The sequence below is a fragment of the Dokdonella soli genome (genome assembly GCF_039523175.1).
Taxonomy (GTDB): Bacteria; Pseudomonadota; Gammaproteobacteria; order Xanthomonadales; family Rhodanobacteraceae; genus Dokdonella_A; species Dokdonella_A soli.
Window position 1 is genome coordinate 1 of the sequence record NZ_BAAAEU010000025.1, and the last position, 22970, is coordinate 22970.

21 protein-coding genes and 4 tRNA genes are annotated in these 22970 nt (G+C 67.0%); 5 read left to right on the plus strand and 20 right to left on the minus strand.

Annotation, left to right across the window (positions count from 1 at the left end):
• Positions 1-152: 152 nt before the first annotated feature.
• From ABD002_RS17080 to ABD002_RS17095, 4 genes are all read right to left on the minus strand, one after another.
• Positions 153-228, minus strand: a tRNA-Thr gene (locus tag ABD002_RS17080).
• A gap of 92 nt (positions 229-320) precedes the next feature.
• Positions 321-394, minus strand: a tRNA-Gly gene (locus ABD002_RS17085).
• 62 nt (positions 395-456) lie between these two features.
• Positions 457-542 (minus strand) — tRNA-Tyr (locus ABD002_RS17090).
• Between the two features lie 298 nt (positions 543-840).
• Entirely contained in the window at positions 841-1332 is a 492-nt protein-coding gene (locus tag ABD002_RS17095; protein ID WP_343793327.1) for an acyl-CoA thioesterase, read from the minus strand.
• 139 nt (positions 1333-1471) lie between these two features.
• Here ABD002_RS17095 and ABD002_RS17100 point away from each other — a divergent pair, with 139 nt between their 5' ends.
• Complete coding sequence (locus ABD002_RS17100) at positions 1472-2491, plus strand: DUF11 domain-containing protein (protein ID WP_343793329.1); 1020 nt, start codon at positions 1472-1474, stop codon at positions 2489-2491.
• A gap of 53 nt (positions 2492-2544) precedes the next feature.
• On the opposite strand, the gene ABD002_RS17105 is transcribed toward ABD002_RS17100, so the two are convergent.
• The 9 genes from ABD002_RS17105 to ABD002_RS17145 all read right to left on the minus strand — a co-directional run bounded on the left by ABD002_RS17105 (position 2545) and on the right by ABD002_RS17145 (position 10162).
• Positions 2545-3072, minus strand: coding sequence for a GNAT family N-acetyltransferase (locus tag ABD002_RS17105; RefSeq protein WP_343793331.1), 528 nt, complete (start codon positions 3070-3072; stop codon positions 2545-2547).
• The gene (ychF, locus tag ABD002_RS17110; RefSeq protein WP_343793333.1) at positions 3069-4160 is read right to left on the minus strand and encodes a redox-regulated ATPase YchF; all 1092 of its coding nucleotides are present in this window, start codon (positions 4158-4160) and stop codon (positions 3069-3071) included. The genes ABD002_RS17105 and ychF overlap by 4 nt, the downstream gene beginning before the upstream one ends.
• Before the next feature lie 115 nt (positions 4161-4275).
• Positions 4276-4863, minus strand: coding sequence for an aminoacyl-tRNA hydrolase (gene pth / locus ABD002_RS17115; RefSeq protein ID WP_343793335.1), 588 nt, complete (start codon positions 4861-4863; stop codon positions 4276-4278).
• A gap of 97 nt (positions 4864-4960) precedes the next feature.
• Complete coding sequence (locus ABD002_RS17120) at positions 4961-5647, minus strand: 50S ribosomal protein L25/general stress protein Ctc (protein WP_343793337.1); 687 nt, start codon at positions 5645-5647, stop codon at positions 4961-4963.
• A 110-nt stretch (positions 5648-5757) separates the two neighbouring features.
• Positions 5758-6714, minus strand: coding sequence for a ribose-phosphate diphosphokinase (locus ABD002_RS17125; RefSeq protein ID WP_343793742.1), 957 nt, complete (start codon positions 6712-6714; stop codon positions 5758-5760).
• Between the two features lie 182 nt (positions 6715-6896).
• A tRNA-Gln gene (locus ABD002_RS17130) sits at positions 6897-6971 on the minus strand.
• A 10-nt stretch (positions 6972-6981) separates the two neighbouring features.
• Positions 6982-7872 (minus strand): 4-(cytidine 5'-diphospho)-2-C-methyl-D-erythritol kinase, encoded by an 891-nt coding sequence (ispE, locus tag ABD002_RS17135; RefSeq protein WP_343793339.1) that lies wholly within the window; start codon positions 7870-7872, stop codon positions 6982-6984.
• Positions 7869-8480, minus strand: coding sequence for a lipoprotein insertase outer membrane protein LolB (gene lolB / locus ABD002_RS17140; RefSeq protein WP_343793341.1), 612 nt, complete (start codon positions 8478-8480; stop codon positions 7869-7871). Before lolB ends, ispE begins: the two co-directional genes overlap by 4 nt.
• Positions 8477-10162, minus strand: a complete 1686-nt coding sequence (locus ABD002_RS17145; RefSeq protein WP_343793343.1) for a tetratricopeptide repeat protein — start codon at positions 10160-10162, stop codon at positions 8477-8479. Before ABD002_RS17145 ends, lolB begins: the two co-directional genes overlap by 4 nt.
• Before the next feature lie 243 nt (positions 10163-10405).
• Between ABD002_RS17145 and hemA the strand changes: the two genes are divergently transcribed.
• Complete coding sequence (gene hemA, locus ABD002_RS17150; RefSeq protein WP_343793345.1) at positions 10406-11683, plus strand: glutamyl-tRNA reductase; 1278 nt, start codon at positions 10406-10408, stop codon at positions 11681-11683.
• A gap of 178 nt (positions 11684-11861) precedes the next feature.
• Positions 11862-12944, plus strand: a complete 1083-nt coding sequence (prfA, locus tag ABD002_RS17155) for a peptide chain release factor 1 (RefSeq protein WP_343793347.1) — start codon at positions 11862-11864, stop codon at positions 12942-12944.
• 3 nt (positions 12945-12947) lie between these two features.
• Here prfA and ABD002_RS17160 read toward each other — a convergent pair whose 3' ends face one another.
• The 6 genes from ABD002_RS17160 to map all read right to left on the minus strand — a co-directional run bounded on the left by ABD002_RS17160 (position 12948) and on the right by map (position 19668).
• Positions 12948-13691 carry an energy transducer TonB gene (locus tag ABD002_RS17160; RefSeq protein ID WP_343793349.1) on the minus strand — a complete coding sequence of 248 codons (744 nt, stop codon included), beginning with the start codon at positions 13689-13691 and terminating at the stop codon, positions 12948-12950.
• A 56-nt stretch (positions 13692-13747) separates the two neighbouring features.
• The gene (gene dapE / locus ABD002_RS17165; protein ID WP_343793351.1) at positions 13748-14902 is read right to left on the minus strand and encodes a succinyl-diaminopimelate desuccinylase; all 1155 of its coding nucleotides are present in this window, start codon (positions 14900-14902) and stop codon (positions 13748-13750) included.
• A 16-nt stretch (positions 14903-14918) separates the two neighbouring features.
• On the minus strand, positions 14919-15272 hold the full coding sequence (locus tag ABD002_RS17170) for a Spx/MgsR family RNA polymerase-binding regulatory protein (RefSeq protein ID WP_343793353.1): 354 nt from the start codon (positions 15270-15272) through the stop codon (positions 14919-14921).
• Positions 15273-15386: 114 nt separating this feature from the next.
• Positions 15387-16208, minus strand: a complete 822-nt coding sequence (dapD, locus tag ABD002_RS17175) for a 2,3,4,5-tetrahydropyridine-2,6-dicarboxylate N-succinyltransferase (protein ID WP_343793355.1) — start codon at positions 16206-16208, stop codon at positions 15387-15389.
• Positions 16195-18888: a [protein-PII] uridylyltransferase gene (gene glnD / locus ABD002_RS17180; protein WP_343793357.1), complete on the minus strand. Its 2694-nt coding sequence runs from the start codon at positions 18886-18888 to the stop codon at positions 16195-16197. The genes dapD and glnD overlap by 14 nt, the downstream gene beginning before the upstream one ends.
• Before the next feature lie 12 nt (positions 18889-18900).
• The gene (gene map, locus ABD002_RS17185) at positions 18901-19668 is read right to left on the minus strand and encodes a type I methionyl aminopeptidase (protein WP_343793359.1); all 768 of its coding nucleotides are present in this window, start codon (positions 19666-19668) and stop codon (positions 18901-18903) included.
• 292 nt (positions 19669-19960) lie between these two features.
• On the opposite strand from map, the gene rpsB reads away from it, so the two are divergent.
• Positions 19961-20845, plus strand: coding sequence for a 30S ribosomal protein S2 (gene rpsB, locus ABD002_RS17190; RefSeq protein ID WP_343793361.1), 885 nt, complete (start codon positions 19961-19963; stop codon positions 20843-20845).
• Positions 20846-21051: 206 nt separating this feature from the next.
• Positions 21052-21930 (plus strand): translation elongation factor Ts, encoded by an 879-nt coding sequence (gene tsf, locus ABD002_RS17195; protein WP_343793363.1) that lies wholly within the window; start codon positions 21052-21054, stop codon positions 21928-21930.
• A gap of 105 nt (positions 21931-22035) precedes the next feature.
• On the opposite strand, the gene ABD002_RS17200 is transcribed toward tsf, so the two are convergent.
• A complete protein-coding gene (locus tag ABD002_RS17200) occupies positions 22036-22698 on the minus strand; it encodes a trimeric intracellular cation channel family protein (RefSeq protein WP_343793744.1) in 663 nt (220 codons plus the stop codon).
• Between the last annotated feature and the right edge of the window lie 272 nt (positions 22699-22970).

Sequence of the window (22970 nt, forward strand, 5' to 3'; positions counted from 1 at the left end):
CGTGGCCAATCGTGCCCACGTTCACGTGCGGCTTCTTGCGCTCGAATTTTTCCTTGGACATGCCGAAAAACCCCGATCTGATGAAACGGTTTAGGTGGAGACGAACCCGGCGAAACCAACCGGGAAAACGATGAATCGGTGACGCTCTTGAATGGTGCTCACGAATGGAATCGAACCATCGACCTCCTCCTTACCAAGGAGGTGCTCTACCGACTGAGCTACGTGAGCGGTTTATTTCAGCGGTCCTCCTGACCGCAAAGAACAGACCAGCATCCATGCTGGACTTTTCAAAATGAGCCAAAACCTCGCGGGCGGTTCAATGGAGCGGGAGACGGGAATCGAACCCGCACAATCAGCTTGGAAGGCTGAGGTTCTACCATTGAACTACTCCCGCGCCGGAACGACCTGCTTGGGTATTGCGCCGATGGCTGGTACGTCCATCGGGTCTTGCTTGCCTGGTGGAGGGAGGTGGATTCGAACCACCGAAGGCGTAAGCCAGCAGATTTACAGTCTGCCCCCGTTGGCCGCTTGGGTATCCCTCCAACAATTTCTGAATTCTTCGACCTATCGCTTCCTGCCCTGCCAGCCCGGGAGGGGATTACCTCAGGGCTTTCCTGTCCTCCGCCCTTCGGGCCGCGCCGCTTCGCGTCGCGCTCAAGTTCGCTCCCGGCAAATTGGGTCGAACCACCGAAGATGGCCGCTTGGATATCCCTACGACACGGAGCCGCGCATTTTCCTTTCCAGGACCGCCTACTGTCAAGGCTCTGAGACGCCCAATTTAACAGCTTGGCAGGCAAACCCGACGACTGCGCGTCCGCACGTGCAGCGCGCCGGTGGATTTCAGCTCTGCAGCGCGGGCCTGAACCGCGCCACTTCCGCCTCCATCGCCTTGGACAGGTCGAGCAGGCGCTGCGCGTAGTCGGCCAGGCGGCGGTCGTCGTCGCTGGCCGGTTGCCAGGATGGCACGGCAGTCGGCTTGCCATCGGGGGCATCCAGCGCGACGAAGATGATCACGCAGCTGGTCGCCAGGCGCTCCGCGGTCGTCTTGAGATCGCGCGCCGTCACGTCGACCGCGAAATGCATGCTCGAGTTGCCGGTGTGGATCAGCTTGCAGCGCACGGTGACCAGGTCGCCAATCAGGATCGGCGCGACGAACTGGATGCCGCCGACCGCCACCGTCACGCAGTACCGGCCGCTCCAGCCGACCGCAGCCGCGTAGCCGGCCTGGTCGATCCATTTCATGACCATGCCGCCGTGTACCTTGCCGCCGAAATTGACGTCCGTGGGCTCGGCCAGGAAACGGAACTCGACCTGGCGCTGCTGGCCTGGCATGGGGACTCCGGAAAATCGCGAGGGGCGCGTAGCCTAGCGCCTTGGCCAATATTTGTGTGATCGCAGTCGCGTCTCGGCAGGTGCCGCGCTCGTAAGCTGGCCGCGCCGACCACTCGGTCGCTACCACAGGGGCACGGGAATGCGCACGGGAATCTCGCTGGGATTCGCGCTCGTCTTCGCCGGCGGCGCTGGCGCCGCCGAAGTGACCGTAAAGAACGACTCCCTGGCCAACAATACCAGCGGCGCCATTCAGGCCGGGTTTGTCGCCGGCGAAAAAGCTGCGGCATGGCTGACCACGCCCTGCGACGGCAACATCGTCGCTGCACAGGTGTTCTGGCGCTCGCTGACCGGCGGTGCAGCGCAGAGTGTCGAGGGTTCCGTTGATATCTACCGTTCCGGCTCGTTCCCGAATCCCGGCACGCTGGCGCAGCGGATCATCGGCCCTCAGCTGACTGACGGCGTCATCAACGAATATCGCTATCTCGATACGAACAACACGATTCCGCTCAGCGTGCCGGTCATCCAGAACGAAACCTTCGTTGTCGCGCTGACCTTCGCCCAGGCGCCCGACCCGACTCAGGGCCCAAGCGTCGTCGACGATGCCGCTGGCCTCCAGCCGAACCGAAACGCGATCTACGCCAACATCAGCGGGAGCACCTACGCCTGGATGTCCAACGCCGACGCGCACGTCAACGGCAACTGGGTCATCCGCGCTGTGGTCAACTGCCAGGCGAGTTCCAACAGCGCGGACGTGGCCGTGACGATGACCGCCGCTCCACCATCGTATACGGCTGGCTCGACCCTCCAATACACGATCACGGTCTCGAACGCGGGACCGGCCGCGGCGCCGGGCACCAACGTCACGGATACCTTCCCTGCGGCCTATACCGGCGTGATGTGGACCTGCACGGCCAGCGGCGGCGCAAGCTGCGGGGCAGCAGGCTCCGGCAACATCGCGCAAGCCGTCGGCCTGCCCGCCGGAAGCCAAGTCACCTACACGGTGAACGGCACGGTGGCCGCCAGCGCGACGGGCACGCTCGTCAATGCGGCGACCGCGATCGTCTCGCCGCCGGTAACCGATCCGAACAGCACGAACAACACCGCGAGATTGAGCCTGGCCCCGATGAGCGACCTGATCTTCGCCAACGGGTTCGACTAGGATCCGTCATTGCGAACGGCCGGGCCGCATGCTTCCGACCGCCGAATCCGCCCTCAACCCGTCCCGCGCCCGCTCACGCGGAACACCATCGGGGTCGAGACGATGTCGTTCTCGGATCGCTCCGGCTGCACGACCTCGAAGCCGAGGCGCAGATACATCGGCACTGCGAATGCCGATGCATTGACCGTGATGCGTTCCGGTCGCGCCGCCTCGACACAGGCCGCGAGCGCGGACTGCCAGAGCGTACGTGCTAGGCCGCGGCGCTGGAACGGCGTATCGACGAAGAGCAGATGCATGTGTGCGTTGTCGCGCGTCGCGACCACGCCGGCCAGCGCAGACCCGATCTCGGCCAGATGATGCCGGTGTCCGGCCGCGATGCGCGCTGCAACCGCGTCGGGCGCCATCCATGCGCGCAGCGTCTCCGCCGCAGGTTCCGGTTGGTCCGGCAGCACGTATTCGCGCGTCAACCGCGAGATGAGCGCGCTGATCGCCGCCGCGTCAGCGACACCTGCCAGGCGGATCGCGATCGCAGTGCTGACCGCACGGCTTTCGCAATCTGCTGGAGCGCCGTGCTCGGTCACACGTTGAAGCGGAAATGCAGCACGTCGCCTTCCTTGACGATGTACTCCTTGCCCTCGAGGCGCAGGCGTCCGGCATCGCGGGCGCCGGCCTCGCCCTTGTACTTGATGTAGTCGTCGTAGGCGATCGTTTCGGCGCGGATGAAGCCACGCTCGAAGTCGGTGTGGATCACGCCGGCCGCCTGGGGCGCGGTCGAGCCCTTTTTCACCTGCCAGGCGTGGACTTCCTTCTCACCGGCCGTGAAATAGGTCTGCAGGCCGAGCAGCTTGTAGCCGGCGCGGATCACGCGGTTCAGGCCCGGCTCGTCGAGGCCGAGGTCCTTCAGGAATTCGTCGCGGTCGGCGTCCTCGAGCTGAGCCATCTCCTCCTCGATCGCGGCGCAGACCGGTACGACTTCGGCGCCTTCGACCGCCGCGCGTGCACGCACCTTGTCCAGATGCGGATTGTTCTCGAAACCGTCCTCCTTGACGTTCGCGATGTACATCAGCGGCTTCAGGGTCAGCAGGAACAGGTCGCGCACCAGCGCTCTCTCGTCCTCGTCCAGCCCAAGGCTGCGCGCGGACTTGCCCTCATTGAGACCGGCGGCGAGCTTCTGCAGCACCGGCTTTTTCGCGATGGCTTCCTTGTCGTTCGCCTTGGCGGCACGCTCGACCCGGTTCAGCGCCTTGTCGACCGACTCGAGGTCGGCCAGCGCCAGCTCGGTGTCGATCGTGTCGATGTCCGAGATCGGATCGATCTTGCCGGCGACGTGCGCGATGTCCGGATGTTCGAAGCAGCGCACCACATGCGCGATCGCGTCGACCTCGCGGATATGCGCGAGGAACTTGTTGCCGAGTCCCTCGCCCTTCGACGCGCCGGCGACGAGGCCGGCGATGTCGACGAACTCGATCGAGGTCGGGATGATCTTCAGCGGCTTGGCGATGCCGGCCAGCGCGGCCAGGCGCGGATCCGGAACCGGCACCACGCCGATGTTCGGATCGATCGTGCAGAACGGAAAGTTCGCCGCCGCAATGCCGGCCTTGGTCAGCGCGTTGAAGAGAGTCGACTTGCCGACGTTCGGCAGGCCGACGATGCCGCATTTGATGCCCATGTCTTGAAGTCCGTGATTGGGGATTCGTGATTGGTGACTCGTGACAGCAGGATGGGCGGGACGGAACCGTCGGAGTTGCGAAGGGTTTTCGCGTTTCCGAATCACCAATCACCAATCACGAATCCCGGCTGTTCGTGTGCAACTCTTTCATGGCCCGATCGAACTCGCCCGCGACCGCCAGCGGCAGCACGTCGAGCGAACGCGCGACCGCATCGATGATCGCCGCCTCGTCTGCGGCGGAGGGACGCCCGAGCACCCAGCCGGTCACGCGGTCCTTGTGGCCGGGATGCCCGATGCCCAGGCGCAGCCGGTGGAACCTGCCGTGGCCGATATGCGCGAACAGGTCGCGCAGGCCGTTCTGGCCTCCGTGCCCCCCGTCGAACTTGAGGCGCGCCGCGCCCGGTGGCAGATCAAGGTCGTCGTGGACGACCAGCATCTCCTCCGGCTCGATTTTCCAGTAGCGCAGCGCCGCACCGACCGAGGCGCCGCTCGCGTTCATGTAGGTGGTCGGCTTCAGCAGCCACAGCGGTTCGCCGGCGAGCACGACCTTCGCGGTCTCGCCGCGCAGCTTGGACTCGATGCCGAAACGCGCTGTTTCACGCTGGGCGAGTGCGTCGACCAGCCAGAAACCGGCGTTGTGCCGCGTCCGGAGATGTTCGGCCCCAGGATTGCCGAGGCCGACGATGAGGCGCAAGCCTGTCATGCGAGAGCCCCCTCACCCCTTGCCCTCTCCCGCAAGGCGGGAGAGGGGGAGCGATCGTTGCGCTGCGCGCAACCGCGATACTTCATAGAAGAGAGGATTACTTCTTCTCGTCCTTCTTCGCCGGAGCGGCGGCGGCAGTGGCGCCCGCCGGAGCGGCAGCCGCCGCTTCGCCTTCGGCCGCAACCGGAGCCGCTTCGACTTCCTCGCGGACTTCCTTCGCGACGACGACCGCGTGGTCGTGCTCCTTGCCAAAGCGCAGCTCGGGAATCTCCACGCCCGCCGGCAGCTTCAGGTCGGACAGGTGCACGATCTCGTCGGTCTTCAGCGCCGACAGATCGATCTCGATGTATTCCGGCAGATCCTTCGGCAGGCAGGAGATCTCGACTTCGTTCATCTCGTGGGTGATGACGACACCCGAGGTCTTGCCGGCCGGCGAGGCTTCCTGGTTCATGAAGTGCAGCGGCACGCGCACGCGGATCGCTTCGTTCTCGTTGACGCGCTGGAAATCCAGGTGCAGCACGAGCTGCTTGAACGGATGGCGCTGCATGTCGCGCAGAAGCACCTTCTGCACGTCGCCGCCCAGGCTGAGGTCGAGGATCGAGGAATAGAACCACTCGTTCTGGCTGGCGTGCCAGACATCGTTGTGCAGCAGCTGGATGCTGACCGGCTTCACTTCGCCACCGTAGACGATCGCCGGGACAAAACCAGCGCGACGCAGGCGGCGGCTCGCACCCTTGCCTTCATCGTTGCGCTTTTCAACCTTGATTTCGTGAGTCTTTGCCATTTTCGTATTGCCTTCTCGCAGTTGGGCCGCCTCGCGGCGGCTGGGTGACTCCCCCGCGACCAGGGGAGCTTCGCTTCAGGGCGAAGGGCCGAAGGCCCTCAGCCTGTCAATCAATCGACGTACAACGAACTCACCGACTCGCCATAGGCGATGCGGCGGATCGTTTCGGCGAGCAGTTCCGCGACCGAGAGCTGGCGGATCCTGCCGCAGCCCTTCGCTTCAGGGGACAGCTGGATTGTGTCGGTGACGACCAGTTCGTCGAGCGCCGAACCGCTGATGTTGCGGATTGCCGGCCCGGACAGCACCGGATGCGTGCAGTAGGCGACGACCTTGCGCGCGCCATGCTTCTTCAGCGCCGCCGCCGCCGCGCACAGCGTGCCGGCGGTGTCGACGATGTCGTCCACGAGCACGCAGACCTTGTCCTTGACCTCGCCGATGATGTTCATCACGGTCGCCTCGTTCGGCCGCGGGCGGCGCTTGTCGATGATCGCGAGGTCCGCGTCATCGAGTCGCTTCGCGATGGCGCGAGCACGCACCACGCCACCGACGTCCGGCGAGACCACGATCAGGTCGTCCTTGCCGTGGTGGCGCCAGATGTCCGCAAGCAGCACTGGCGAGGCGTACACGTTGTCGAGCGGAATATCGAAAAAGCCCTGGATCTGGTCCGCGTGCAGGTCGACGGTCAGCACGCGGTCGGTGCCGACGACGCCGATCATCTCCGCCGCGACCTTCGCCGTGATCGGCACGCGCGCCGAGCGCGGGCGACGATCCTGGCGCGCGTAGCCGAGATACGGGATCACCGCGGTCACGCTGGCGGCCGATGCGCGCTTGAGCGCGTCGATCAGCGCCAGCAGGTCCATGAAATTGTCCGCGGTCGGCGCGCAGGTCGGCTGCACGACGAAGACCTCCTGGCGACGGACGTTCTCCTCGATCTCGACCTGCACCTCGCCGTCGCTGAAGCGGCCGACGAGTGCCTTGCCGAGCGGCACGTTCAGTTCCGCGCAAATCGCCGCGGCGAGTTCGCGATTGGCATTGCCGGTGAAGACCAGAATGCCGGATGCGCCCATGTTGGTGTCCACGCTGCTCTACTCCGTTGCCTGATTACCGGGATTCAGTCCATCCCGGACTTCTTCCCGGCGCGGCGAGCCCGGCACATCTGCCCGGCTCACCTTCGCTGGATCGACCACTGCGCCCGATCCGCGGGCAGATGCATCCAGGCATCGCTTCACCAACACATCGACACCACGAATGGCTGGGGCGGCAGGATTCGAACCTGCGAATGCCGGGATCAAAACCCGGTGCCTTACCACTTGGCGACGCCCCAACCGAAACCTCTACGCCAGCGCCTGACGCCATTCATGCAGCCGCGCCAGCAGCGGCGACCGTGCCGTGCCGCGGACGACATACCCGCGCAGGCCCGGCGGGCACCGCGCGGCGATCGCCGCTCCTGCCTTGGCGGATTCGACCGGTGCAAAAATGCAACCACCCGAACCGCTGAGCCGCGCCTCGCCGTGACCGTTCAGCCAGTCCAGCGCACGCGCCACCGCTGGAAAGCGTTCGCGCACGACCGGCTCGAACACATTGACCGTCGTGGCGCCCGAAACAAAGAGCGGAATTGTCAGATGCGGAGCGTCGCGTGTCAATTCTGGCGCGCGAAACAGGTCGGCAGTCGGCACTTTCGCATCGGGGTCGACGACCACGTACCAGCGCTCAGCGAGGTCGATTGCACTCAGCCGCTCGCCGATGCCCTCGGCCCAGGCGCTATGCCCGCGCACGAACACCGGCACGTCGGCGCCAAGCTCGAGTCCGATCGCAGCCAGTTCGCCCTCGTCCAGGTCCGCCTCCCATAACGCATTCAACGCGACCAGCGTGGTCGCTGCATCGGAGCTGCCGCCGCCGAGGCCGCCGCCGAGCGGAATCCGCTTGTCGATCGCGATGTCCGCGCCGAGCCGGCTGCCGGACGCAGTCCGCAACGCGCGCGCCGCGCGCACCGCAAGATCATCGTCCGAGGCGACACCGGGCAGTGGGTCGACGCGCCGGACCTCGCCGTCGGTACGCACGCGCAGGCGCACTGTGTCACCCCAGTCGAGCAGCTGAAACACGGTCTGCAGCAGGTGATAGCCGTCGGCGCGACGGCCGGTGATGTGCAGGAACAGGTTGAGCTTGGCCGGCGCCGGCCAGTCGCTCCAGCCACCCCCGCCGGCAGCCGACGGATCCGACTTCACTGCAGCGTCCAGTCGCGGATCGCGAGCCGTACCCGGGTATCGCCCTTGCTCGCGAACACCTTGCTCGGCAGCGGCGGATCACGGCGCTCGTCGTAATCGAGGTATTGCACCTTCCAGCCGTCCTGGTCGATCTCGGCCGGCAGGCCATCGGTGCGGAATTCGATACGCGCTTCGCCCGGCGCTCGCAGGCCGCGCACCCAACTGGCCAGCTGGGTGACGGGGACATGCCAGCCGAGTTCGCGATCGAGCAGCCCGGCCGCGTCGGCGCCCTCGACTGGCTGCTCGCGCAGGCCTTCGAGCACTGCATGGCCCGCGTCGCCGGACAGCATCCAGGTCTTGCCGGTCACCGGCGCGTGAACGCTGAAGCGGAACGCGGCGCCGTCCTGCGTCCATTCCAGTGATCCGCTGCCGCTGTCCCGCGCGTCGGAGACTCCGAGCCGGCCGTGCAAGGTCCACGCGGCGTGCTTCGCCAACGCACTCTCGCGCGCTGCCTGGCGCGCGAGCGCCTCCGCGTCCGGCGGCTGCGGCTTCACACGCGGCCCGGCGCACGCGGCCAGCAGCAACGCGATCGTGGCGAGCGCGACGAGGGGCGACGATCGCCGCATCATGTCGTCAGCCGCCGGATCGCCTCGAGCAGGGTCTTGTTCTTCGCGTCCTTCCTGCGGCCCGCGTCCCAGACCTTGCGCGCTTCGTCGTGCTCGCCCTTGACCCAGAGCACTTCGCCGAGGTGCGCCGCGATATCCGCATCCGGCTGCTTGGCGTAGGCACGGCGCAGCTCCGCGAGGGACGCGTCGAGATCGCCCATGCGGTAGCGCAGCCAGCCCATGCTGTCGATGATCGCCGGCTCGTCCGGCTTCAATTTCAGCGCACGCTGGATCAGGTCGAGCGCTTCATGCTGCTTCGCGTCGCCCTTGCGGCTGCTGTCGGCGAGTGTGTAGCCGAGCGCATTCAGCGCCTCGGCGTCGTCGGGCCGGAGTTCGATAACGCGACGCAGATCGCTCTCGCCGGCGGCGACATTGCCCTGGTCGACCGCGAGCAGCGCCCGCGCGTAGAGCAGGCGCGGATCGTCGGGCAGCGTGTCGAGGGCGCGTGCATACACCGTGAGCGCGTCATGTGCACGCCCCTTGCGCGCGAGCAGCTCTGCTTCCAGGAGATAGGTGTTGCCGAGCTGGTCGCTGTCCTCGGCGGTCTGCGCCTCGAGCTGATGCAGGAAATCGAGCGCCTGGCCGGTGCGACCGAGCTGGTCGAGCACCACCGCCTCGCGCATCTGCGCGTCGAACCAGCGTTCGTCCTGATCGGAGATCTCGCGGTACCAGGCCAGCGCCTCGTCGCGCTTGTCGATCATCTCGGCGACCTGGCCGAGCAGGTACAGCCGCTTGCCTTGGCGGCTCGACTTGTCCGCATTGAGTTCGCGATAGAGCGCGCCCAGCGCCAGCTTGTCGTCGGCGCGCGCGGCATAGGCGGCACGCGCGGCGTAGGTGGTGTCGTCCTGCGGGCCGCTCGCGAGCGCGCGTGCGGCGCCGGCGTTGTCGCCGCTCTCCGCAAGCAAGGCCGCATAGCCGCCACGCAGGCGCAGGCTCTTCGGATCACGCTGCAACGCCTCGGCATAGGTGGCGCGCGCGGCCGCCTTGTCACCGCGATCGAGCGCGAGCCGCGCCCGCCATGCATAGGCGTCGTCGCCATGGAAGCGCGCGACCGCCGCGTCGGCGAGGCGCTGCGCCAGCCCCTTGTCGCCCAGCTTGAATGCGAGTTGGCTGACCGCGACCCAATTGTCCTCCTTCGCGGCAAGGTGCTCCGGCGTCGCGAGCCGGCCGAGCAGCTGCGCCGCCGCGGCCTTGTCCCCGGCGCTGAGCAGGGTCTGTGCGATCAGGCGCCAGGCATCGTCGCCACCGCGCCCGGCCAGCGCGTCGAGATCGGTGTAGGCTTCATCGGTGCGCTTCTCGCCGAGCGCGATCCATGCACGCGACTGCGCAATGCCCGGATCCTTCGGTGCGAGCTGCTGCCAGCGCGCCAGGGCGCGCTGCGCGAGCGGCCAGTTCTTGACCGAGAGCGCGAGCCGGGTCGCCTCCTCGCTGAGCGCCGGATCGGCGGATAGCGCGGCCGCGTCGGTGAAACCTTGCGCGCCAGTAGCGAGGTCGTTGTCCTGCAACGCGAACTGAGCTGCCAACAGCTTCAGCATCAGGTCGTGCTCTTCCGCGACCGGCGCAACGGCAGGACTCGCGGGGCCGCGTACAAGCGCCTTCGGTCGCGCGCTCGCGCAGGCGACGAGCAGCGCGCAAAGCGCGACCATGCACAGCACAAGGAGTGTGCGAACGCGGCGGATTTCGTGGACTTGGGGGGAGCGAACAGGATGCATGCAAAGCCTTGTCTTGCTTGATATCGCCGGCCAGCGCCCGCACAATCCTCGGCACTTGTCGCAGCTGGCGTGCCCGGAACGGAAGGCGCCAGCTAGCTTATCTGATCTGCTCCGCCGCGATCGGACACCCACCAAAATCACCGCCGAAATCCGCCGCGTTACGTTCGACCCTTCCACATGGCGCTGATCGCCCTCGGACTCAATCACCTGACCGCCCCGGTTTCGCTGCGCGAACGCGTCGCCTTTCCGCCCGAAGCGACTTCGCCTGCGCTCGCCGGACTGCTGGCCGAACCCGGCGTGCGCGAAGCGGCGATCCTGTCGACCTGCAACCGCACCGAGCTGTACTGCACGGTCGACGCCGGCGCGGAAGGCGTGCCGGCCGCGTGGCTGCATCGCCATCAGGATCTGACCAGCGCGCACATCGACGAGTTCCTGTATCGCCACCACGATGCCGACGCGGTGCGTCACCTGTTCCGCGTCGCGACCGGGCTGGAATCGATGGTGCTCGGCGAACCGCAGATCCTCGGCCAGGTCAAGGACGCGTATGCGCTCGCGCGCGAGGCGCACACGCTGAAGGCGCCACTCGAGCGCCTGTTCCAGAACACGTTCGCGGTCGCCAAGCGCGTGCGTTCGGACACGCGCATCGGCGCGAACACCGTGTCGGTCGCGTTCACCGCGGTGCGACTCGCCGAACGCGTGTTCACGGACCTGCGCGAGGCCTGCGTGCTGCTGATCGGCGCCGGCGAGACGATCGAGCTTGCCGCCCGCCACCTGACCGAGGCGAAGGTGCGCCGTTTGATCGTCGCCAACCGCACGCTCGACAATGCACAGACGTTGGCAACCCGCTTCGGCGGCTATGCGATCGCGCTGGCCGATCTCGGCAAGCATCTGGCCGAAGCCGACATCGTGATCGCCTCGACCGCGAGCCGCGAGCCGGTGCTGCTCCGCGAGCAGGTCGCCGCTGCGATCGCGGCGCGCCGGCGCCGCCCGATGTTCCTGGTCGACATCGCGGTGCCGCGCGACATCGAACCGTCCGTCACCGAGATCGAGGACGTCTATCTGTACACGATCGACGACCTGCGCCAGGTCATCGACGACAACCTGCGCTCGCGCCGCGAGGCTGCGCTCGAAGCCGAGGCGATGATCGAGCTGTCGGTCGAACATTTCATGGGCTGGTGGCGCGCGTTCGACGTGCACAATCCGGTCATCGACCTGCGCCGCGTTGCCGAGGCAAACCGCGACGAGACACTGGCCAAGGCGCAGGCACTGCTCGCACGCGGCAAGCCGCCGGAGGAAGCGCTCGAATTCCTCGCCAACACGCTGACCAACAAGCTGCTGCACGCGCCGAGCGCGAACCTGCGCGCGGCCGCGCTGCGCGGCGACGAGGAACTGCTGCGCGCTGCCGAGCGCCTGTTCGACGCTGCGCCCGCGGCGCGTGGCGAGCGCGAGAATTAGCTGCGTTTCCGGGCCACCCGTCGTCGTGGTTTGTCAACGCCGCGGCCTTCAATGCTCCGAGAGTGCGGCAAAATCCCACGCCGTTCGTGCTGAGGTATCGAAGCATGAACGGCCTCATGAACCTCGACAGCTCGAGATTCGCCCTTCGATACCTCAGGGCGAACGGTATGCTTATCCCATGCAAGCCAGCATCCGCCGCAAGCTCGAACAACTCGCCGAGCGCCACGAGGAACTCGAGCACATGCTCGCAAGTTCCGAGGTGCTCGCCGATGCCAAACGCCTGCGCGAGGTCTCGCGCGAACACGCGCACCTGACCCCTTTGGCCGAATCGCTGCGCGCCTACGACGAGGCCGGCAGCGCGCTGGAATCGGCGCGCGCGATGCTGCGCGATCCGGAACTCAAGGACCTCGCGGTCGAGGAAGTCGCGACGCTGGAAGCCGAGCGCGCGACGCTCGAGGACGATCTCAACCGACTGCTGATCCCGAAGGATCCGCGCGACGAGGGCAACCTGTTCCTGGAGATCCGCGCCGGTACCGGCGGCGACGAGGCCGCGATCTTCGCCGGTGACCTGCTGCGCATGTACCTGCGCTATGCCGAACGGCGCCGCTGGAACGTCGAGGTGCTCTCATCGAGCGACGGCGAGCACGGTGGCTACAAGGAGGTCATCGCGCGGGTCGAGGGCCACGGCGCGTTCTCGCGGCTCAAGTACGAATCCGGCACCCATCGCGTGCAGCGCGTTCCGGCGACCGAGGCGCAGGGCCGCATCCACACCTCGGCGGCAACCGTTGCGATCCTGCCGGAGCTCGACGAAGTCGACGAGATCGAACTCAAGGATGCCGACCTCAAAGTCGACACCTTTCGCGCCTCGGGCGCCGGCGGCCAGCACGTCAACAAAACCGACTCGGCGATCCGCATCACGCATCTGCCGAGCGGCATCGTCGTCGAATGCCAGGACGAGCGCAGCCAGCACAAGAACCGCGCGCGCGCGCTGTCGCTGCTGAAGGCGCGCCTGCTCGACGAAGAACGCAGCAAGCAGAGCGCCGCGCAGGCCGAATCGCGCAAGCTGCAGGTCGGCTCGGGCGACCGCAGCCAGCGCATCCGCACCTACAACTTCCCGCAGGGCCGCGTCACCGACCACCGCATCAACCTGACGCTCTATCGCCTGCCCGAGATCATCGCCGGCGACATGGACGAACTGATCGATGCGCTGACGCGCGAGGATCAGGCCGACCAGTTGCAGCGGCTGACTGCGGCGTCCTGACGACTACAAGGTGCGGCCGATCACGTCGGTCTGCAGTTTCGCCGCTGGCGCCAGCGCAAACGCGCCACCATTGTCTATCTTCGACCGGCTCCCGGGTGGCGTCCATGCGCAATCAAAATCAGGCGGTGCGCGTCCATCCGTGACCGTATAGCAGATCGGTACCATCACGCTTGCCGCGACGCCGTGGCCGCCAACGCGCTCGGGATCGACCGTCCATTTCCGGACCGCGGCAACAGTCGCGGCCTGTAGCGACTTCGACGAGTTGATGCCCTGGTCGGGCTGCGGTTCCACCGCGACGACCTTGCCGTCCGCGTCGTAGTTCGCCTTCACGACCACGCGTGCGACTAGGCCGAGGCGCGCCGCATCGCGAGGGAAACGGGGCGGGGCCTTCTTGCTGGTGGCTGCATTGATGATGCCGCCTGTTCTCGCGTCGTCGATGCGCACGGTGTAGTTGCCGTCCGTCGCACGCAGGAACGTGACATCCAGCGTCAGTGTCGTCTCGGTCGACACAGGCTTGCCATCGATTCTGCCGGGTTCGAACGACCAGCCGCGAATTGCGCGTTCGAGCGGCTCGCGCACCGCGGGCGCCAACTCGCCCTTATCCATGAGCGATGCGACCTTTCCGCCCGCATCGAGCGAGACGTGCCACTCGTGCGTCAGGTGCAGCGCCGCATCTTTCGGAACGGCGGCGGCGACTGGAATCGCGAACGTCAGGGCGATCGGGGCGGCAACGAACAGATGGCGCATGGCGAGACCCTTCTGTGCGGCGGGAAACCCGAGTCTGCCCGCCTAACGTGTCGCCATCAAGCGCGAAGCGCAAGCAGACGCTCGATGATCGAGCGATACAGCCCTGGCAGCCGTTCGACTTCGTCGAGCGCGACGTGCTCATCGACCTTGTGGATGCTCGCATTGACCGGCCCGAGCTCTATGACTTCGGCGCCGAGCGGTGCGATGAAGCGGCCATCCGAGGTGCCGCCGCCGGCGCTCAGTTCCGGCTGATCGATGCCGCAACGCTCGCGGATCGCGGCGATGGTCGCCTCGCGCAGCACGCCGGCGCGGGTCAGAAACGGTTCGCCGGACAGCCACCAGTCCAGCTGATTGCCATTGGACGCGGGATCGACGCCCTGTTCGCGCAGGATCGCTTCGGTGCGCTCACGCAGCGATTCCTCCGTGCTCGCGGTGCCGAACCGGAAGTTGAACACCACGCGCAACTCGCCCGGAATCACGTTGTCGGCGCCGGTTCCGGCATTGATGTTCGAAACCTGGAACGAGGTCGGCGGGAAAGCATCGTCGCCGTCGTCCCAGCGTGTCGCCGCCAGCGCCGCCAGCGCCGGCGCGAAGCCGTGGATCGGATTTTTCGCCTTGTCCGGATACGCGACGTGGCCCTGTACGCCGGCGACGCGCAGGCGACCGGTCAGCGATCCGCGCCGGCCGACACGGATCAGGTCGCCGAGGCGCTCCTTAGACGACGGTTCGCCGACCACGCACCAGTCGATGCGCTGCTCGCGCCGACGGAACTCGGCCGCGACGCGGCGCACGCCATCGACCGCGCTGCCCTCCTCGTCCGAGGTCAGCAGCAAAGCAACGGTGCCCGGATGATGCGGATGCGCTTCCACGAAATCGGCCAGCGCGATCACCATCGCGGCGACGCCGGATTTCATGTCCGCCGCGCCGCGGCCGTAGAGACGGCCGCCGCGCACGGTCGGTTCGAACGGCGGGCTGGCCCATGCCTCGGCCGGACCGCTCGGCACGACGTCGGTGTGGCCGAGAAACGCGAGCACGGGATCGCCGCTGCCGTGCGTCGCCCACAGGTTGTCGACGGAGCCGAAGCGCAGGCGTTCGATCACGAAACCGGCTCGCGCCAGACGCTCGGCGATGACTGCCTGGCAGCCCGCATCGTCGGGCGTCACCGAGGCGCGGTGGATCAGTTCGCAGGTCAGGTCGAGGACGGCGGACATAGGAGTAACGACGCGATTATTTGAACAGTTCGGCGAACCGCTTGTCGGTAAAGCCCTGGTGCACGCTGCCGTCGCCCAGGACGACCAGCGGACGGCGGATCAGCGCAGGATACTCCTTGATCAGCAGGGTCCACTCGGCAGCGCTGCCCGGTGATTTGCGCGCCTCAGGCAGGCTGCGCCAGGTCGTCGAGGCGCGATTGACCAGCTTCTCCCAGCCACCGAGCGCGGGCGCCCATTCCTTCAGCGTCGCCACGGGAATCGGATGCGCGCGGTAGTCGATGAATTCGTACGCGGCCTTGTGGCGGTCGAGCCAGTTGCGCGCCTTCTTGCAGGTGTCGCATTTGTCCAGGCCGTAGATTTTCGCTGTCATGGGTGCCCTGTCACCTCAAATGTCTCGCATAGTCTTGTAGGAGTGGCTTCAGCCGCGATGCCGTTCCCCTTGAGGGGAGCATCGCGGCTGAAGCCGCTCCTACGCAATGCCTCGTCAAGCGCGCAACAACTCGTTGATCGCGGTCTTCGCACGCGTCTTCGCATCGACGCGTTTGACGATCACCGCGGCATACAAACTGTGGCTGCCGTCCGCGGCCGGCAGCGAGCCGGCGACGACGACGCTGCCGGCGGGCACGCGCCCATAGCTGACTTCGCCGCTCGCGCGATCGTAGATCTTCGTCGACTGGCCGAGGAACACGCCCATGCCGATCACGCTTCCCTTTTCGACGACCACGCCTTCGACGACCTCCGAACGCGCACCGATGAAGCAGTCGTCCTCGATGATCGTCGGGTTGGCCTGCAGCGGTTCCAGCACGCCGCCGATGCCGACGCCGCCGGACAGGTGCACGTTCGCGCCGACCTGCGCGCAGGAACCGACCGTGGCCCAAGTGTCGACCATCGTGCCGGCGCCGACGTGCGCGCCGATGTTCACGTAGCTCGGCATCAGCACCGCGTCCCTCGCGACATGCGCGCCACGGCGCACCAGCGCGCCGGGAACGACGCGCGCACCGGCTTCGCGAAACGCCGCATCGTTCGCGCCGGAGAAGCGCAAAGGCACCTTGTCGAACGCAGCCATGGGGCCGCCGTCCATAACGCGGTTCGCGCTGATGCGGAAATACAGCAGCACGGCCTTCTTCAGCCATTGGTGCGTTTTCCAACCGCCACTGCCGTCCGGTTCGGCCACGCGCGCGGCGCCCGACTCGAGCGCGTCGAGCACGCGCTCGATCCCCGGGCGCAAGGTCGTCTCGACTTCCGTATCGGCCAACGCGGTGCGGCGCTCCCAGGCGTCGTCGATCAATGCTTCAAGATGCTGCATGTGCATTTCCATTGTTGATGGCGCGCGGCACGTCGAGGCTGCGCAGCAGGATCGCGCGCAGCGCAGCCTGTGCAGGCTCCGCCAGCGCGGCGTTGTGTTCGTCGGTGAGCGTGAAGAAATCCTCCACGCGCTCGCCGAAGGTCGCGATGCGCGCATCGTGCACGCGCACGCGTGCCTCGCGAAACGCCTGCGCGACCTGCGCGAGCAGACCCGGCCGATCGCTGCAGACCAGCGCCAGCTGGGTCGCTGCGCCGACCGCCGCGAATTCTACCTGCGGCACGCGCTGGAAGTGGCGCAATCGCCGCGACAGGCTGCGGCGCGTGACGCGGGGCGCCAGATCGCGTGCGCCGAGCACGCGCTTCAACGCTGCTTCGAGATCGCCCAGACGCGCCGCGTCCGGCGCCGTCAGCGTGACGGCATCGAGCAGTTCGAAGGTGTCGAACACGCGACCGTCCGCCGCGACCAGCAGGCGCGCGTCGACGACGCTCAGGCTGAGCCGGTCCAGCGTCGCCGTGATTGCCGCGAACAGGCCGTCACGGTCCGCGGCACAGACGAACAGTTCACCGCTGCCGCCGCGCGTCGAACGCGGCTGCACTGCGATGACGGTTCCCGCAGGCTCCGTGCGTGCGATCGCCCGCGCCTGCCAGGCGACCTGCTCGGGACGGTGGCGCAGGAAACTCGCTTGCGGAAAACCGGCCAGCAGTTGCTGCACGCGCGCCGCGTCGAGTCCCGCCTCGGCGAGCAGCTCCGACGCGCGCGCGCGGCATGCGATGGCGCGCGCCTCGGCGTGTGGCGGGCGCCCGAGACCGGCGCGCAGCGCATAACGCGCGGCAATGTGGAGATCGGCGAGCAGGCGTGCTTTCCACTCGTTCCAGAGCTTCGGATTGGTGCCGGCGATATCCGCGATCGTCAGCAGATACAGATGATCGAGCCGCTCGCGATCGCCGACCTGGACCGCGAAGCGGTGCACGACATCGGGGTCGGTGATGTCCTGGCGCTGCGCGGTCACGCTCATCAGCAGGTGCCAGCGCACGAGCCAGGCAACGAGATCGATGTCTGCTTCGGGCAGCGCAAGCTTCGAGCAGAACGCGCGCGCGTCCTCTTCGCCAAGCATGGAATGGTCGCCGCCGCGGCCCTTGGCGATGTCGTGGAACAGTGCGGCCAGCAGTAGGAGTTCGGGTTTCTCCAGCGCCGCAAAGGTCTGGCTGGCGATCGGAAATTCCGTGGCCGCGGCCACGTCGGCGAAGCGCGCGACATTGCGCAGCACGCGCAGCGTGTGTTCGTCGACCGTGTACACGTGGAACAGGTCGTATTGCATGCGCCCGACCACACGACGGAATGGCGGCAGGATCGCGGCGAGCACACCGTGCCGGTTCATCCGCGCGAGCGCCTCGACGGCCGGCGCTCCGTGGCGCAGCAGCGCGAGAACCGCGGCCATCACATGTGCGTCGGCCGCGAAGTCGTCGCCGTAGTGCGCGAGCGCTTGCTGCAGCAAGCGCATCGTTTCGGAAGACAACCCGCGCAGCTCCGGATGATCGAGCTGGACTGCGAACACATCGACCATCGCGCGCGGCCGGCGCAGGAACAGGTCCGGCGCACGTACTTCGATACGCGGTCCGATCGCGATGAAGTCCCGGTCCAGCTCGCGCGGTACGGCGCCGGGCGGCTCCAACAGCTCGGTGCAGCGCTCCTTGAACTGCACGCATAGGCGCTCGGCGATCGTCGCCGCGCGGTAGTAGCCCTGCATGAACTGCTCGACCGCGAGGTTCTTTTCGTGCTCGTCCTCGTAACCGAATTCGGCGGCGAGCCGGCGCTGGTAGTCGAACAGCAGGCGTTCCTCGGCGCGTCCCGCCGCGAGATGCAGTCCATAGCGGTCGCGCCACAGCATCGCCTCGGAACGCTGCAAGGCCGCGCGCTCGGTCGGATCGAGCAGGCCGTGCTCGACCATCGCGTCGAAATCGCCGGCATCGGCGACGCGCCGGCCGATCCAGCGCATCAGGTCCAGCGTGCGCAGGCCGCCGGGGCCGTCCTTGAGGTTCGGCTCGAGGTTGTACGCGGTGTCGTTGAAACGCGCGTGACGCGCAGCCTGCTCGGCGCGCTTGGCGGCAAGGAACACCGCCGGAGGCCAGATGGCAGGATCGCTGGTGATCGCCGTAAGCGCAGCCGTGAGGGTTGCGTCGCCGGCCAGCAGGCGCGCATCAAGCAGCGAGGTAAACACGCTGACATCCGTTGCCGCGAGCTCGCGGCACTCGGCCTGCGTGCGCACCGCGTGGCCGGGTTTCAGGCCGATGTCCCACAGGCAGGCAAAGAACGCCTCCAGCGCGCGCGCCTGGCGCGGCATCGCCACAGGCAGCGCGAGCACCAGCAGGTCGACATCGGAATAGGGAAACAGCACGCCGCGGCCGAAGCCGCCGACCGCGAACAGCGCGCAGTCGGGTGCCTCGCCCACGCAGGCCTGCCAGACGTGCGTGACGACGCGCCCGATCGCCTGTGCGCGGTGCCGCACCAGGGCGGCCGTATCGACACCGGATCGGAATCCGCCGGCAAGGCCGCGATCGACATCGCCGAGCACCTGGCGCAATGCCAGCCTCGCCTCGGCGGAGACGCCGCTGCGCGGCAGCGCCGCGGGAAGGCGCGGGAGTTCTGGAAGGAGTGCGGCGGCAGCCTCGTGCGGCGCCATCGGTCGATCAGGTCAGGCCGCGCTCGGCCACGCGGTCAGGATTTCGTAGCCGTCGTCGGTGACCGCGACCGTGTGCTCCCACTGCGCGGACAGCGAGTGGTCCTTGGTGACCACGGTCCAGCCATCCGGCAGCAGGCGCGTCTGCGGCTTGCCGGCATTGACCATCGGCTCGACCGTGAAGGTCATGCCTTTCTGCAGCTTGAGGCCGGCGCCGGCATGACCGTAGTGCAGCACCTGCGGGTCCTCGTGGTAGACCTGTCCGATGCCGTGCCCGCAATACTCGCGGACGATGGAGAAGCCCTGCGCCTCGGCGTGTTTCTGGATCGCGTTGCCAATGTCGCCAAGCGTCGCGCCGGGACGGACCTGACCGATGCCGAGCAGCATCGCCTCTAGCGTGGTGTCGACCAGGCGCCTGGCAAGCACCGATGGCGTTCCGGCGAAATACATGCGGCTGGTGTCGCCGTGCCAGCCGTCCTTGATCACGGTCACGTCGATGTTGACGATGTCGCCATCCTTGAGAAGCTTGCCGGGATTCGGGATGCCGTGGCAGATCACGTGGTTGACCGAGGTGCACAGCGTCTTCGGGAACCCCTTGTAGCCGACATTGGCCGGGATCGCCTTCTGCACATTGACGATGTGCTCGTAGGCGAGCCGGTCCAGCTCCTCGGTGCTGACCCCCGGCTTCACGTGCGGGACCAGCATTTCCAGCACTTCGGCGGCGAGGCGGCCGGCGACACGCATCTTCTCGATCTGGTCCGGGGTCTTGACGGTGACGGGCATGGTTCCTCGACGCTGGATGCTGGCCTGTGGCAACGGCGCGCCACACAGGCTATAATTTTATGGTTTCATCGCTCGACTTTGTAAGTCGTTGCAGCGAAACGAATAATGCGGTCACGCAGGCAATCTGCAAGGCCGCAACGGCAATAACGCCGAATCCGCACACGTATCGTCACCGCGTTCGGGGTGCTCCGCAAGGAGTCGCACGCGGCGGGTACGTGGAGGTCCAACCCCGGGTTTCACCGCGCAATCATCCATTGCAAGCCGCGGTGCGCCCACGCATTGGAGTTTCACCATGCCTCAAGTCACCATGCGCCAGATGCTCGAAGCTGGCGTGCATTTCGGTCACCAGACCCGCTACTGGAACCCCCGCATGGCGCCGTACATCTTCGGCGCGCGCGGCAGGATCCACATCATCAACCTCGAAAAGACCCTGCCGCTGTTCACCGACGCGATGAACTTCATCTCGGCGATCGCGCAGAAGCGCGGCACGATCCTGTTCATCGGCACCAAGCGTTCGGCACGCGAGGCGATCAAGGAAGAAGCGGCGCGCTGCAGCATGCCGTCGATCTCGCAGCGTTGGCTCGGCGGCATGCTGACCAACTTCCGCACCGTCAAGCAGTCGGTCTCGCGCCTCAAGGAACTCGAGACGATGTCCACCGACGGCAGCTTCGAGAAGCTGGTCAAGCACGAGGTGCTGTCGCGCATCCGCGAACGCGAGAAGCTCGAGAAGTCGCTCGGCGGCATCAAGGAGATGAACCGCCTGCCCGACGCGCTGTTCGTGATCGACATCGGTCACGAGGACATCGCGATCAAGGAAGCCAAGAAGCTCGGCATCCCGGTCATCGCCGTGGTCGACACGAACTACGATCCGTCCCTGGTCGACTACCCGATTCCGGGCAACGACGACGCGATCCGCGCGGTGCAGCTCTACGCCAGCGCGGCCGCCGACGCGGTGCTCGAGGGCAAGGCCGCTGCGCCGATGATGGCCGCGAGCGAGAAGGACGATTTCGTCGAACTCGATGCCGAGGGCAATCCGGTCGCGAAGAAGGAAGCGCGCGAGCGCGACGACCGCCGCAAGCCGGGTCCGCGCAAGCCGGGCGGCGACAAGCGTCCGCCGGCCGGCCGTCGTGGCCCCGCACCGCGTGGTGGCAAGGGCGAAGCCCCGGCTGCCGAGTAAGCGTCATGATCGGGCCGCATGATCGCGGCCCGACGGTGCTCGATACCGAACAACCGAGTCGTCATTCCGGCGAAAGCCGGAATCCAGTCTCTCCATCGCGAAAGAAATGGATCCCGGCTTTCGCCGGGATGACGAGCAAAGGCTTGAGTCGAAATTCCTGAAACGAGCGTCGCGCCCGCGCGCCGCTCCGGCTATACGAGGACACCATGGAAATCACTGCACAGCTGGTCAAGGAACTGCGCGAGCGGTCCGGCGCCGGCATGATGGAATGCAAGAAGGCGCTGACCCAGAACAACGGCGACATCGAAGCCGCGATCGAGTGGCTGCGCAAGCAGGGCCTGGCCAAGGCCGACAAGAAGGCCGACCGCGTCGCTGCCGAAGGCCGCATCGTGCTCGGCCACGACGGCGGCAAGGCCGTGCTGGTCGAGATCAACTGCGAGACCGATTTCGTCGGCAAGGACACGAGCTTCCTCGCGTTCGCGAACGAAGTCGCCCAGGTCGCATTGACCAGCGGCGCGCCGGACGTGCGCGAACTGCTCGACATGGTGTGGCCGGGCGGCGGCAGCGTCGACCAGGCGCGCCAGACGCTGGTCGCGAAGATCGGTGAGAACATCCAGGTGCGCCGCATGGTACGCGTGGACAGCGCGAACAAGGTCGGCGCCTACGTGCACGGCGGCCGCATCGGCGTGCTGGTCGAACTCAAGGGCGGCTCGGCGGACTTCGCGCGCAACGTCGCGATGCACATCGCCGCGATGAACCCGCCGCACATCTCGCCCGCGCACGTGCCGGCCGAGATCGTCGCCAAGGAACGCGAGATCGCGCTGGCCCAGGTTTCCGAGAAGGACAAGGCCAAGCCGGCCGAGATCCTCGAGAAGATCACTTCGGGCAAGGTCAACAAGGTCATCTCCGAGATGACGCTGACCGGTCAGCCGTTCGTGCTCGACACCAACGTGACGGTCGAGGCGGCGCTGAAGAAGGAAGGCGCCGAAGTGCTCGCGATGTACCGCCTCGCCGTCGGCGAAGGCATCGAGAAGAAGGAAGAGGACTTCCACGCCGAGGTCATGAAACAGGCCGGCCTGGCCTGAGTCACTGATTCTCCGGGATCGAAAAAGGCCGCGGATTCCGCGGCCTTTTTTGTGCGCCACAGCGGATGCGCGAGTGCGCGCGCAATGACCTCCTCCGTCCTGCGTCTATCCGGCGCGATCGGATCCCCTATCCTTCCCCGGCGTCTTCGTGGCGTCCCGCGAACCACCGGCCACTGGCAGCTGCCAGCCGCGACGAATCGCGATCGTGCGCAAGCCGAAACACAACAGCGCGCCGGCCATCGTGGTCGCCATCGACGGCAACGCCAGCGTGCTGCCGACCACGACCACGGTCGCACCGGCGAGCGCGGCGACCGCGTACAGGTCGGCGCGCAACACCATCGGCACGTCGGCCAGCAACACGTCGCGCGCCATGCCGCCGCCGATACCGGTCAGCATGCCGAGCAACGCTGCCATGACCGGATTGAGACCGGACGCGAGCGCCTTCTGCGCGCCGGCGACCGCGAACAGTGCGAGTCCCGCCGCATCGAACATGCGCACCGGGTTCTGCAGCTTCTCGATCTGCGGTGCCCACCCGAACGTGATCAGGCCGGCCGCCAGCGAGGCCGCGAGATAGCGCCAGTCGCCGATAGCCGCCGGCGGCACCGCGCCGATCAGCAGATCGCGCACGATACCGCCGGAATTGGCCGCGGCGAACGACAACACGAGCACACCGAACAGGTCGAGCCGGCGCCGCACCGCCGCGGTCGCGCCGCTGAGCGCGAAGACAAAGGTGCCGCACAGGTCGAGTATCAGTACCAGCGTCTTGATCGTCGGCACGGGGATCTCCCAAGGCTGGGAGCGCGCACTGTACCTCCCCCGATTCGGCCGGGTCAGCCCAGTGGATGCTCGCGCGTTGTCTCCTGCGCGACTCGAACCGCCAATCGACGCGCGATCATCGCCTGGAAAGGCCAGGCAGCATCAGACCAGGCTGGAGTTCAGCGCAGGTCGACCGTGGATCGACTGCATGTCGCCGATCCGGGCTGATCCCGCCGTCGCGTCCCACCGCTGCAATGCCTGATGCAACCGTGTGAGACGCGTCC

Bases quoted from the DNA above. Each gene is read 5' to 3' on its own strand.
- tsf (WP_343793363.1), top strand. From the start codon at position 21,052: ATGGAAATCACTGCACAGCTGGTCAAGGAACTGCGCGAGCGGTCCGGC.
- dapD (WP_343793355.1), bottom strand. From the start codon at position 16,208: ATGCAGCATCTTGAAGCATTGATCGACGACGCCTGGGAGCGCCGCACC.
- pth (WP_343793335.1), bottom strand. From the start codon at position 4,863: ATGACAGGCTTGCGCCTCATCGTCGGCCTCGGCAATCCTGGGGCCGAA.
- ABD002_RS17120 (WP_343793337.1), bottom strand. From the start codon at position 5,647: ATGGCAAAGACTCACGAAATCAAGGTTGAAAAGCGCAACGATGAAGGC.
- hemA (WP_343793345.1), top strand. From the start codon at position 10,406: ATGGCGCTGATCGCCCTCGGACTCAATCACCTGACCGCCCCGGTTTCG.
- ABD002_RS17170 (WP_343793353.1), bottom strand. From the start codon at position 15,272: ATGACAGCGAAAATCTACGGCCTGGACAAATGCGACACCTGCAAGAAG.
- ABD002_RS17125 (WP_343793742.1), bottom strand. From the start codon at position 6,714: ATGGGCGCATCCGGCATTCTGGTCTTCACCGGCAATGCCAATCGCGAA.
- rpsB (WP_343793361.1), top strand. From the start codon at position 19,961: ATGCCTCAAGTCACCATGCGCCAGATGCTCGAAGCTGGCGTGCATTTC.
- ABD002_RS17145 (WP_343793343.1), bottom strand. From the start codon at position 10,162: ATGGTCGCGCTTTGCGCGCTGCTCGTCGCCTGCGCGAGCGCGCGACCG.
- prfA (WP_343793347.1), top strand. From the start codon at position 11,862: ATGCAAGCCAGCATCCGCCGCAAGCTCGAACAACTCGCCGAGCGCCAC.
- ychF (WP_343793333.1), bottom strand. From the start codon at position 4,160: ATGGGCATCAAATGCGGCATCGTCGGCCTGCCGAACGTCGGCAAGTCG.
- ABD002_RS17095 (WP_343793327.1), bottom strand. From the start codon at position 1,332: ATGCCAGGCCAGCAGCGCCAGGTCGAGTTCCGTTTCCTGGCCGAGCCC.
- map (WP_343793359.1), bottom strand. From the start codon at position 19,668: ATGCCCGTCACCGTCAAGACCCCGGACCAGATCGAGAAGATGCGTGTC.
- lolB (WP_343793341.1), bottom strand. From the start codon at position 8,480: ATGATGCGGCGATCGTCGCCCCTCGTCGCGCTCGCCACGATCGCGTTG.
- ABD002_RS17160 (WP_343793349.1), bottom strand. From the start codon at position 13,691: ATGCGCCATCTGTTCGTTGCCGCCCCGATCGCCCTGACGTTCGCGATT.
- ABD002_RS17100 (WP_343793329.1), top strand. From the start codon at position 1,472: ATGCGCACGGGAATCTCGCTGGGATTCGCGCTCGTCTTCGCCGGCGGC.
- glnD (WP_343793357.1), bottom strand. From the start codon at position 18,888: ATGGCGCCGCACGAGGCTGCCGCCGCACTCCTTCCAGAACTCCCGCGC.
- dapE (WP_343793351.1), bottom strand. From the start codon at position 14,902: ATGTCCGCCGTCCTCGACCTGACCTGCGAACTGATCCACCGCGCCTCG.